This window comes from Arthrobacter humicola, assembly GCF_022803015.1.
GTDB classification, from domain to species: Bacteria; Actinomycetota; Actinomycetes; order Actinomycetales; family Micrococcaceae; genus Arthrobacter; species Arthrobacter humicola_A.
Window position 1 is genome coordinate 1 of record NZ_JAFKON010000024.1, and the last position, 11,452, is coordinate 11,452.

Annotated in this window: 10 protein-coding genes; 4 read left to right on the forward strand and 6 right to left on the reverse strand. The window is 67.8% G+C overall.

Going from position 1 to position 11,452, the window contains the following annotated elements:
• Positions 1-82: 82 nt before the first annotated feature.
• Complete coding sequence (locus ARTB_RS21190) at positions 83-946, forward strand: hypothetical protein (protein ID WP_243182260.1); 864 nt, start codon at positions 83-85, stop codon at positions 944-946.
• Positions 947-1,027: 81 nt separating this feature from the next.
• Positions 1,028-1,423 carry a twin-arginine translocase TatA/TatE family subunit gene (locus ARTB_RS21195; protein WP_028275671.1) on the forward strand — a complete coding sequence of 132 codons (396 nt, stop codon included), beginning with the start codon at positions 1,028-1,030 and terminating at the stop codon, positions 1,421-1,423.
• Between the two features lie 97 nt (positions 1,424-1,520).
• Here the strand turns inward: ARTB_RS21195 and ARTB_RS21200 are convergent, their stop codons facing one another.
• The 3 genes from ARTB_RS21200 to ARTB_RS21210 are packed head-to-tail and all read right to left on the reverse strand — an operon-like array spanning position 1,521 to position 4,754.
• Positions 1,521-2,648: an Mrp/NBP35 family ATP-binding protein gene (locus ARTB_RS21200; RefSeq protein ID WP_243182261.1), complete on the reverse strand. Its 1,128-nt coding sequence runs from the start codon at positions 2,646-2,648 to the stop codon at positions 1,521-1,523.
• Positions 2,649-2,659: 11 nt separating this feature from the next.
• Positions 2,660-3,490 carry a DUF1003 domain-containing protein gene (locus ARTB_RS21205; RefSeq protein ID WP_439954158.1) on the reverse strand — a complete coding sequence of 277 codons (831 nt, stop codon included), beginning with the start codon at positions 3,488-3,490 and terminating at the stop codon, positions 2,660-2,662.
• On the reverse strand, positions 3,471-4,754 hold the full coding sequence (locus ARTB_RS21210; RefSeq protein WP_028275668.1) for a magnesium transporter MgtE N-terminal domain-containing protein: 1,284 nt from the start codon (positions 4,752-4,754) through the stop codon (positions 3,471-3,473). Before ARTB_RS21210 ends, ARTB_RS21205 begins: the two co-directional genes overlap by 20 nt.
• A gap of 77 nt (positions 4,755-4,831) precedes the next feature.
• Here ARTB_RS21210 and ARTB_RS21215 point away from each other — a divergent pair, with 77 nt between their 5' ends.
• Entirely contained in the window at positions 4,832-5,722 is an 891-nt protein-coding gene (locus tag ARTB_RS21215; protein WP_243182262.1) for a general stress protein, read from the forward strand.
• 110 nt (positions 5,723-5,832) lie between these two features.
• On the opposite strand, the gene ARTB_RS21220 is transcribed toward ARTB_RS21215, so the two are convergent.
• On the reverse strand, positions 5,833-7,416 hold the full coding sequence (locus ARTB_RS21220; RefSeq protein WP_243182263.1) for an aminopeptidase P family protein: 1,584 nt from the start codon (positions 7,414-7,416) through the stop codon (positions 5,833-5,835).
• 123 nt (positions 7,417-7,539) lie between these two features.
• On the opposite strand from ARTB_RS21220, the gene ARTB_RS21225 reads away from it, so the two are divergent.
• The gene (locus ARTB_RS21225) at positions 7,540-8,385 is read left to right on the forward strand and encodes a PHP domain-containing protein (RefSeq protein WP_243182264.1); all 846 of its coding nucleotides are present in this window, start codon (positions 7,540-7,542) and stop codon (positions 8,383-8,385) included.
• A gap of 48 nt (positions 8,386-8,433) precedes the next feature.
• Here ARTB_RS21225 and ARTB_RS21230 read toward each other — a convergent pair whose 3' ends face one another.
• Complete coding sequence (locus tag ARTB_RS21230; RefSeq protein WP_028278091.1) at positions 8,434-9,306, reverse strand: DNA-methyltransferase; 873 nt, start codon at positions 9,304-9,306, stop codon at positions 8,434-8,436.
• 8 nt (positions 9,307-9,314) lie between these two features.
• A complete protein-coding gene (locus ARTB_RS21235) occupies positions 9,315-11,090 on the reverse strand; it encodes a DEAD/DEAH box helicase (protein WP_243182265.1) in 1,776 nt (591 codons plus the stop codon).
• Between the last annotated feature and the right edge of the window lie 362 nt (positions 11,091-11,452).

Genomic DNA, 11,452 nt, shown 5'->3' on the forward strand with positions numbered 1-11,452 from the left:
ATACCGTGCGGCGCTGTTTATGTTATTTCAAAGCAGAAGACGGCATACGATATCGCCCTAATGGTCTCGTGGGCTCGGAGATGTGTATAAGAGACAGGGTCCACACCGCGCCCGCCGCCGCGGCCCGCGCCTGCCGGTGCTTGCCGTCGGCGGAGCCGTCGCCGCCTTGGCCCTCATGACCGGCACCGCGTACGTCATGGGCGGCGACGACGCGGTCCCCGCCGAGGGCGCAGAGACTGCCACCCTCGCCCACCCGGATGCCCCCGGGCTGCCCGCCAGCGGTGAGCCGCTCGGTGCAACGGAGCTGTTCGACGCCAGCGGATCCGGCGTCCCCGGCGCTGAGGGAACTGGGCCCCGTGTCGCGTTCGGCCTCGGCGGCGAGCCCGACTTCACCCCTTCCGGGACGCTGAACACCGGTGAGCTTGCCGCGTTCCGCTCGCAGGGATGGACATGTCCGGAGCTGCACGAGCTCGGATTCCACCTCATCTGGGCCCGTGCCGGCGTCATCTCCGGGGACGAGGTCCTGGAACTTCGCCTCACGGATGGCCGGCACTTCGCCACGGTCCTTGAGCAGCATGCCTCGACGCGGGCGCCCGCGGCGCCCCCCGCACCGGCACGGGCCGAAGTTTCGCCCATCAACGTGCTGACCGGACACACCGCCGTGGCAGACGGCTTCATCCCGGCCAAGGCCGGCACGCCGTCGGCCGCCCCCGAACCCGGGAATGGCTTTCTTTGGGTAAACCCCGCCCCGCCCTACCGGGCCATCTACCAGACCTCGGCGGCGACATACACGTACATTTCGGACCTGCCGGCCGAGCAGGCGGACGACGGCGTTGCCGCTCTGAGCCGGGTCAGCAGTGGCGCTCCCGTGCCGGCCTCGCACAACGGAATTCCGGAACGGATCGAGCGTGGATTGAGCAGAATCCTGGAGCACCTGGCACCGTGAGGCAGGGACGGGCCGGACATGGCCGGCATACGGACTTCGCGGAATCGTCGCCAGCCCGAGCGAGAGGGTAACCTTCCTAAAGTGCTTGGAATCAATGGACCGGAGTTCTTACTTCTGCTGATCATCGGCCTTCTGGTGATTGGTCCCAGCAGGCTGCCCGAATACACCCAGAAACTTGCCAATATTGTCAAGGAAGTGCGCCGGATGGCGTCCGGTGCGCGGGAACAGATCAAGGAAGAAGTCGGCATCGACATCGATGAGGTCGACTGGAAGAAGTACGATCCGCGGCAGTACGATCCCCGCCGCATCATCAAGGAAGCGCTCCTTGACGATGACACCAAGCCGATGAGCGCCGGGGCACCCGCAACGGTCTCCGCGGCCGCTGCCGCGACTGCCGTCGCCGTGCACCGCCCCGAGCGGGTGCTTGAGCGGCTGCCCGAGGGCGAACCGGCACCCTTCGACTCAGAGGCGACCTAGGACTTCCCGCGGCGGACCTGCCGCAGTGCCTTCGCAGGGATGCGGCCGGGCCTTGTCAGCGGGCTTCCGTGTCGGCATCCGCCGGCACGGGGCCCTGTCAGCGGGGCTGCAGACCCAGCGGCATGCCCTTGAGGCCGCGGGGAACCGACGCCAGCCTGCCGGCGATCCCCGCCAAGGCCACGGCCGCAGGCGTCTCCGGACGGCCCAGCACCAGCGGCACTCCGGAATCCCCACCCTCACGCAGGAGGACTTCGAGCGGAATCTGGCCCAGCAGCGGCACGTCCTCACCCACGGTGGCCGAGAGGCGCTCGGCGAGCACGGCGCCGCCGCCGCTGCCGAACAGTTCCATCCTGCCGCCGTCGGGCATTTCAAGGTAGGACATGTTTTCCACGACGCCGGCCACGGTCTGGCCCGTCTGGGTGGCGATCGCACCCGCCCGCTCGGCAACATCCGCGGCGGCCGCCTGCGGGGTGGTCACGACGAGGATCTGCGCCTTGGGCAGCAGCTGGGCGACGGAGATCGCGATGTCGCCTGTGCCGGGGGGCAGGTCCAGGAAGAGGGCGTCGAGGTCGCCGAAGTAGACGTCGGTGAGGAACTGCTCGAGCGCCCGGTGCAGCATCGGGCCCCGCCATGCCACGGGCTGGTTCCCGGTGACGAACATGCCGATGGAGATGACCTTGACCCCGTAGGCCACGGGCGGCAGGATCATGTCGTCCACCCGCGTGGGGGCCTGTGTGATGCCCATCAGCGCCGGAACGGAGAAACCGTACACATCCGCGTCCACGATCCCCACACGGAGCCCCTGGGCGGCCAGGGCGCACGCCAGGTTGACCGTGACGGAGGACTTGCCCACGCCGCCCTTGCCGCTCGCGACGGCGTACACCTTGGTCAGCGAGCCCGGCGCGTTGAACGGGATGCCGCGCTGGGCGCCGGCGCCCCGCAACTGCTCCTTGAGGGCGTCGCGCTGGACCTGTGTCATCACTTTAAGGTCCACGTCCACGCCGGTGACGCCCGGGACGGCGGACAAGGCAGCCTCGGTGTCCGCCGTGATGGTGCCGCGCAGCGGGCAGCCCGCGATGGTCAGCAGCACCGCGATCCGCACGCGGCCGCCGTCGCCGATCTCAACGGACTCCACCATGCCGAGCTCGGTGATGGGGCGGCGGAGCTCAGGGTCGATCACGGTGGCAAGTGCGCCGTGCACTGCCTGTTCCAGCGGGGTGCTCATGCGGGCGATGCTCAGCTTTCGGGGATGGTGCGGTGTGCGGGCTGGCGGGTGGGATCGGCCGCGGCCTCGGAGTGGTTCGCCGACGGGTTCGGCAGTTTCCCCGAAGGGTTCCCTGTCGGGTCCCGTGAAGAGTCCTGCACACGGTCCTTGGCCGGGTCATCGCGCTTGCCGCCGGCTTTTACCCGGGGGATTTGCTGGGTCCGGGGGCTGCGCTGCTTGTCGCGCCGCTCCTTCATCTTCTCCTTGACCTTTTCCCGCGGGGTCTCGTGGGCGCCGGCGGAAGGATCGTGGGTACGCAGTTCCTCCTGGGCCTCCAGCATGTCCTCCAGCAGGCTGCGGAGCTCGGCGCGGACGTAATCGCGGGTGGCGACCTCGCGCAGCGCGATGCGCAGGGACGCAAGTTCCCGGGTCAGGTATTCAGTGTCGGAGAGATTGCGCTCGGCCCGCTGGCGGTCCTGCTGCAGCGAGACCTTGTCGCGGTCGTCCTGGCGGTTCTGGGCCAGCAGCAGCAGGGGCGCGGCGTAGGAGGCCTGCAGGGACAGCATGAGGGTCAGCAGCGTGAAGCCCAGCGCCCGTGAATCGAACTGCCATTCCTCCGGCGCCCACGTGTTCCAGCCCAGCCAGAACAAGCAGAACACCGTCATGTACATCAGGAACGCGGGGGTTCCCATGAAACGGGCGAAGCCTTCCGTGGCATGGCCGAAGGCGTCCGGGTCGGGACGGAAGTTGGGCAGGATACGCTGCCGGCCGCTCAGGGGCGTGTCGAGACCGCCGGTGGTCCTGCCGCCAGGGCGGACATTGGAGGTCCGTGGTGCTGTGGGATCAGCCAATGCGGCCTCCAAGCTTTCTTATCGGGGCATCGTCCTCGTGGGCGCGCCAGTCGTCCGGCAACAGATGATCAAGCACGTCGTCAACAGTCACCGCCCCCACAAGCCGTCCGTCATCGTTGACAACTGGAAGCGAGTTGAGGTTGTACGTTGCCAGCGCGCGGGCGACCTCGCTGATGTGGGCCTGGTCGGAGACCGGCTCCAGGCTCTTGTCCACCAGATTGCCCAGCGGCTCCGGCGGCGGAAAGCGCAGGAGCTGCTGGATATGGACGACGCCGAGGAATCGTCCCGTCGGCGTCTCCAACGGGGGCCGGGCGACGAAGATCGACGACGCCAGGGCGGGGGAGAGTTCCTCGCGGCGCACGTGCGCGAGTGCCTCGGCGACGGTTGCTTCCGGGGGAAGGATCACCGGCACGGGCGTCATGAGCCCGCCGGCGGTGTCCTCGTCGTATTCGAGCAGGCGGCGGACGTCTTCGGCGCCTTCGGGTTCCATCAACTGCAGGAGTTCTTCAGCCTGGGCGCTGGGGAGTTCGGCGAGGAGGTCGGCGGCGTCGTCCGGATCCATCTCCTCGAGGACGTCGGCGGCGCGGTTGACGTCCAGGGCGGAGAGGATCTCCACCTGATCACCTTCGCGCATCTCCTGCAGGACGTCCGCGAGCCGTTCGTCCTGGAGTTCGCTCGCAACCTCGAAGCGGCGCTTGTCGCTCATTTCCTGCAGGGCCTCGGCGAAGTCGGCGGGCTTGAGGTCCTCGTGCGTGGCCACGAACTGGGTGGCGGCCTGTGGCTCGGTCTTGGCGCCTTGCCGGGCATCGGCCCAGTCGATGATGAGGGTTTCATTGCGGCGCAGCCGGCTCAGGGGCGAGAGGGAGTGGCCGCGGCGGACGAAGAGCTTGCTGACGAACCAGTCGCCGGAGCGGTGCCGGTCCATGGCGATGTCTTCGATGGTGGCGTCGCCGCTGCCGTCCGCAAGGGTCACCCGGCGGTCGAACATTTCGGCCACCACGAGGGTTTCCGCGCCGCGCTGTTCGAAACGGCGAAGATTGACCAGCCCGGTGCAGATGACCTGGGTCTGGTCTATGGACGTAATCCGGGTCATCGGCACGAAGACGCGCTTCTTGCCGGGGACCTCGACGACGATGCCCACCACGTGCGGGGCGCCCCTGGTTCCGCGGGAGAGCACCACGACGTCGCGCAGCCGACCCAGACGGTCGCCCAAAGGGTCGAAGACGTCCAGTCCGAGGAGGCGCGCGACAAACACTCGCGAAAGATTCGTGCTCACCCCTACAGGCTACCGAGTCTGCTCTCTTTTAGCTGAATTTCCAGCCGCACACCAGCCCGATGGGTGAGAATGGGCATATGTCAAACATTTTTGGTGCTCCCAGGGCCGGTGCCCCCAACGGCTCGGACGAGGCACGCACCGTCCCGAGAGGCGACGTTGTCGGTTCCTACAACTCCTACCTGGATGCCCAGAAGGCGGTGGACTACCTGGCTGACCAGCAGTTCCCCGTGCAGATGGTGTCGATCGTGGGCAATGACCTGAAGATGGTCGAGCGGGTGACCGGCCGGCTTACCTACCCCCGCGTCGCCCTCTCCGGCGCCCTCAGCGGCATGTGGTTCGGCCTGTTCGTCGGCGTCATGCTGTCCTTCTTCTCCACAACCCCCGGTTATTTCTCGATTGTGACGTCAGTGCTGATGGGTGCCGCGTTCTTCATGCTGTTTGGCATCGTCACGTACGCCATGCAGCGCGGCAAGCGTGACTTCACCTCAACCAGCCAGGTGGTCGCGACCAATTACGACGTCGTGGTCTCCTTCGAGGCCGCCGGCGAAGCGCGGCGCCTGCTCCACCAGCTGCCTATGACGGCGCATGACGCGTCCGGTGCCGCGGCCGGCGGTTTCGCTCAGCAGGACTACCGTCATCAGGCACCGCAGCAGCCCGGCCCACAGCAGCCGGGACAGCAGACCCATGCGCCGCAGCGCCCCGCGGGCTGGAACGACCCGTACGGCCAGAGAACGCCGGAGACCGGCGCAGACCCGGCCGGACAGTACCAGGGCGGTGCACCCCAGCAGGAGGGCCCCGCGGGCCCCGCTCCGACGGCACCGGCCGCGGCTGAGGAGGCGGCGGCCCGCCCGGCCGGCCGGGTTTCCGGGGTGAGCTATCCGGATCTCCCGGACGGCCGCCCGCAGTACGGGGTCAGGGTCACGGACAGCGAGAAGCCCGCGGCAGGCCAGGACGGCCAGCAGCACTAAACCGGGCAACACGGAGGCCAGGCAAAAACAGGCAGCAAAAAGGGAGGGTCCCGGACATCCGGGACCCTCCCTTTTTTGCTGCTTTTCTTGCTGTTTACTGCCTGACTGACCTACGGAGTCTGGCCGTCCACTTCCAGGTAGATGCCCGCCATCCAGGACTCGACGTCGTCGGCCTTGCGCGGCAGTGCGGCGCTGAGGTTGACCGGGCCGTCCGCCGTCATGAGGATGTCGTCCTCGATCCGGACGCCGATGCCGCGGTATTCCTCGGGGATGCCGATGTCCTCGCTCTTGAAGTACAGGCCGGGTTCGATCGTGAACACCATGCCGGGCGTGAGCACGCCGTCGAGGTAGAGTTCACGCTTCGCCTGGGCACAGTCGTGGACGTCGAGGCCGAGGTGATGGCTGGTGCCGTGCGGCATCCACCGGCGGTGCTGCTGGCCCTCGGTGCTCACGGCTTCCTCGACGGAGACGGGCAGGAGGCCCCATTCGGCGAGCCGCTCGGCCAGCACCGTGGTGGCTGCCGTGTGGATGTCCCGGAACTTCGTGCCCGGCTGGGCGGCGGCCAAGCCGGCGTCGGCGGCGTCGAGCACTGCCTCGTAGACCTTGCGCTGGACCTCGGAGAACTTGCCGTTGGCCGGCAGGGTACGGGTGATGTCCGCGGTGTAGAGGGAATCGGCCTCGACTCCGGCATCCAGCAGCAGCAGTTCGCCCGCGTTGATCTTGCCGGTGTTCCGGGTCCAGTGCAGCACGGTGGCGTTGTTGCCGGAGGCGGCGATGGTGTCGTAGCCGAGCTCGTTGCCTTCCTCGCGGGCCCGGGCGAAGAACGCCCCTTCCACGACGCGCTCGCCGCGGTGGTGGGTCAGCGCCCGCGGGATCGCCTTGACCACCTCGGTGAAGCCGGCCACGGTGGCGGCGACGGCGATCTTCATCTGTTCGATTTCCCACTCGTCCTTGAGCAGGCGCAGTTCCGAGAGGGCCTCTGTGAGTTTCTCATCCAGGGCGTCGAGCACGCTCAGGTCGAGGTTGTCGGGGTCCTTGGCCGTGTTGTAGCGGGCAGTGTCGACGAGCGCATCAATGTTCTCGTCAACCTTGCGGACCAGCCTGATGGAGATTCCGCCGATTTCCGGCGCGCCGACATTCTTGGTGATGGCGAGTTCGAGTTCGGCGATGTCGGCCGTGTCGAGTCCCAGCTTGACCTTGAACTCGGCCAGGGTCGGGCGTGCGCCGATCCAGAACTCCCCGGAGCGGGAATCGGCGTAGAACTGCTCGGTGTCGCGGCCGGCCAACGGGCGGAAGTACAGCGTGGCGTGGTGGTTTCCGCCGTCGTCGCCGGTGCCCTCCGCGACCGGTTCCAGGATCAGAACCGCATCAGGTTCGTGGTCCAGGCCGAGGCCGGTGAGGTGCGCGAAGGCGGAGTGCGGCCGGAAGCGGTAGTCGCAGTCGTTCGAGCGGACCTTCAGCGGACCGGCGGGGATGACCAGGCGTTCACCTTTGAACTGGCCTGAGATGGAGCGGCGCCGGCCTGCGGCGTGGCCCGCGACGGCGTCCCGCTCGGGGAGCTGTTGCGAGGCCGGCGCCCAGTTGCTGGCCATGAAGGCCTTGAAGGCGTCGGAGCTGGGCCGCTGCGAGCGGTTGTTGACGCGCTCTTCGAGGGGCTGGGAAGCGGAGACTAGGGTGTTATCTGCATCGTTCACCGTCCCATAGTCTCACCAGCGCCGCGGCTTAGGCCAACGGCGCGCTCGCGCTGCAGGGCCGCTGCAGGGCCCCGGCACGACGGGGCCGAGGCTTTGGATCCTGCCATCTACTAGGCTGGTGAGGTGAGGATCGACCTGCATGCGCACTCCAACGTTTCCGACGGCACCCAGGCGCCGGCCGGCGTCATGGAGTCCGCCGCCGCCGCGGGCCTCGACGTCATCGCCCTGACCGATCACGATTCCACTGCCGGGTGGGCGGAGGCCGCCGTCGCCGCCCGGAAAGCCGGGGTCGCGCTGGTCCCGGGGATGGAGATCTCCTGCCGCACCGCGGAAGGCATCAGCGTCCACCTGCTCAGCTACCTCCACGACCCCGCGCATCCCGGACTGCTTGAGGAAATCACCAAGTCCAAGGACGCCCGGCACACGAGGGCGCAGAAGATGGTCACCCTTTTGTCGGAGGACTACCCGCTGACATGGGACGACGTGATTCACCACGTCGCGCCGGGGGCCACCCTGGGCCGCCCGCACATCGCCGACGCACTCGTCGCGGCAGGTGTGGTGGAAGACCGGGCCGAGGCTTTTGGTTCCATCCTCACAGCACGCTCGCGCTACTGGGTCCAGCACTATGCGCCGGAGCCGGCGCTCGCCGTCGAACTGGTCCGTGCAGCCGGGGGCGTCCCGGTGTTCGCCCACCCCGTGGCATCCGCCCGCGGCCGGATCGTGGGGGAGGGGACCTACCGGGAGATGATCGACGCCGGTCTGGCAGGCCTGGAAATCTACCACCGGGACAACCCCGAGGAGGGCCGGACGTTCCTGCGCCGCATCGCCGAACGCTATGGCCTGCTGGTCACAGGGTCCTCCGATTACCACGGCGCAGGAAAGCCGAACCTGCTGGGCGAGAACCTGACCTCCGCAGAAGTCTTTGCCCGGATCGAGGAACTGGGCACAGGCTCGCACGTGGTGCGCTGAAAAGCCGCCCCGGCCCCGGGAACGGCGGGGCGCGGTGAGGGCGGCGGGTCAGACCGTCGGGAAAGACGTGAACTGCGCCTGCGCGGCCAGGCGCTTGGCCATGACGTCGATGGCCGGCTGGTTCTGGTCCACGCACACGAACCTGCGGTCGAGTTTCGCGGCCACGGACCCGAGCGTGCCGGAACCTGCGAAGAAGTCCAGGCACCAGTCGCCCGGTCGGCTCGAGGCCGCAACCACGCGGCGGATCAGCCCCTCCGGCTTCTGCGTCGGGTAGCCGGTTTTCTCCTTGCCGGTCGGCGAAACGATCGTGTGCCACCACACGTCCGTGGGCAACTTGCCGAGCTCGCGCTTGGCGGGGGTCACCAGTCCGGGCGCCATGTAGGGCTCACGGTCCACCTCGGCACTGTCGAAGTGGTACTTCGCCGGGTTCTTGACGTAGACGAGGATGTTGTCGTGCTTGGTGGGCCAGCGGTACTTGGCCCGTGCACCGTAGTCGTACGCCCAGATGATCTCGTTCAGGAAGCATTCGCGGCCGAAGATCGCGTCCAGCATGACCTTTGCGTAGTGCACCTCTCGGTAGTCCAGGTGCAGGTACAGGGTGCCGTCGTCGGCCAGGAGCCGCCAGGCCTCCACGAGCCGGGGCTCGAGGAAGGACCAGTAGTCGCTGAACGCGTCGTCGTACTTGTGCAGCGCGCCCTTGATGGTGTCGTAGGACCGGCCCTTGAACCCGACGCGGTCACCCTCGCCGCCGGCGTTGAGCACCATCCTGGTTTCCTGGCGCCGCTGGACCCGGCCGGTGTTGAAGGGCGGGTCCACGTAAATCAGTGTGAAGGCGCCGTCCGGCAGCGTGGGGAGGTATTCCGCGTTGTCCGCGTGAACCACCAGGTTGCTGCCGTCCGGCGCCCAGACGGTGTCAGTCATGGAGGGGATTAGGCCTCGGCGCCGCTCGGCTGTGCGTCGCCGCCGGCCACTACCTCGCCGTTGCGGCGGCGGGTGCGGGTCCGGCGCCGGGCTCGGGTCGCCCGGTCCACCTCGGTGGGGGCCTTCGCCGGAGCGGCGGCAGCAGCTTCCGGTCCCTGTCCGTTCGCGGTGGACGCCGTGGCGGCATCGGCCTCGGCGGGACGGCGACGGCGGTCGCCGGAGCGTCCGCCGGCTTCGGTGCCGCTGCGGCGCGAGTCACGTCCGCCAGTGCGGCTGCCCTCGCGGGCGCCGTCACGGCTGCTCGTGCGACTGCCCTCGCGGGCGCCGTCACGGCTGCTCGTGCGGCTGCCTTCCTTTGCGCCGTCCCTTCCGCTGTCCTTTGCGCTGGTGCGCGAGTTCTTCTTGCCGGTCTCGCCGAGGTCTTCGAGGACCTCCGCGTCGACCCCGGCCAGCACACGCTTGTCGCGCGGCAGCCGGCCCTTGGTGCCTGCGGGGATGTCGAGTTCCTCGAACAGGTGGGGCGAGGACGAGTAAGTTTCCACGGGCTCGGGGTAGCTCAGGCCGAGGGCCTTGTTGATGAGCCCCCAGCGCGGCATGTCGTCCCAGTCAACAAAGGTCACGGCGGTGCCCTTGTTGCCGGCACGGCCGGTGCGGCCGACGCGGTGCAGGTAGATCTTCTCGTCTTCGACGCACTGGTAGTTGATCACGTGGGTGACGTCGTCGACGTCGATGCCGCGGGCGGCGACGTCGGTGGCAACGAGGACGTCCACCTTGTTGTTGCGGAAGGCGCGGAGGGCCTGTTCGCGGGCGCCCTGGCCGAGGTCACCGTGGATGGCGGCCGCAGCAAAACCGCGGTCCACCAGTTCCTCGGCCACCTTCGCGGCGGTGCGCTTGGTCTTGGTGAAGATGATGGTCCGGCCGCGTCCGCGGGCCTGCAGGATGCGGGCTACCACTTCCACCTTGTCCATGCTGTGGGCACGGTAGATCAGCTGGCGGATGTCGCGCTTGGTCAGGCCCTCGTCGTCCGGGTCCGCGGCGCGGATGTGGGTCGGCTGGGTCATGTAGCGGCGGGCCATGGCGATGACCGGGCCGGGCATGGTGGCGGAGAACAGGAGCGTCTGGCGGACCGCGGGCGTGCCGGCGATCAGGGTCTCGACGTCCGGCAGGAACCCGAGGTCCAGCATCTCGTCGGCTTCGTCGAGGATGACGATCTTGACGTTCTTCAGGCTCAGGTGCTTCTGCTTGAAGAGATCGATCAGACGGCCGGGGGTGCCGACGACAACCTCGACGCCGTTCTGCAGCGCCTCGACCTGCGGCTCGTAAGCGCGGCCACCGTAGATGGTGGCGATGCGGGCGTTGCGCTTCTTGGCGGCGTTCTCGAGGTCCTTGGCTACCTGGACGGCGAGCTCGCGGGTGGGGACGATCACCAGGGCCTGCGGGGCGCCGGGAACGGCCAGTTTGTCGAAGCCGGCGTCGTCGCGGCCGACGACGCGCTGCAGCGCCGGAATGCCGAAGCCGAGGGTCTTGCCAGTACCGGTCTTGGCTTGGCCGATGATGTCATGCCCTGCCAGTGCGACCGGCAGGGTCATGGCCTGGATCGGGAAGGGGTGGGTGATGCCGGCGTCGGCCAGGGACTCCACGATGTCCGCGCGGACATTGAAGTCGGCAAAGGTCTTCTCGGCAATCTCGTGCGGCTTTTCGTCCGAGATGATGGTCTCTTCGGGCTCGATGGTCTCCGTGCCGGACTCATCGGTCAGAAGCTGGTGCGTGTGCAATTCACTCACAGGGGAGTTTCCTTATTCATTTTGGGCTGCGCTGCTTGCTCAACGGGGGCGGCCGTGGTGGCCGTTCCGGAGCACGCTCAGGCGCGCAAGCAATTCCAGTGGAAGCCGATCGCGGGCTATCTAAATGCTGGCACTGGGGACCAGCGGGTGTATCTCAAGATCGCGTAGGGGCGGGCTTGTTGAATTCGAAAATCATGGAAATCAACGACCGGGCATCCATTTCTACCTCTTCAGTCTAGCTGGCTATAGGTCGTGTCAAGTGCATGCTCCGGGCATGACAGTGCGCGCCGCATGTTTGGCCGGGCGTTCTGACGTGTCTGTGGGGTGGCGGTTTGGTTGGCTGGCCCGGCGTGATTCCAAGG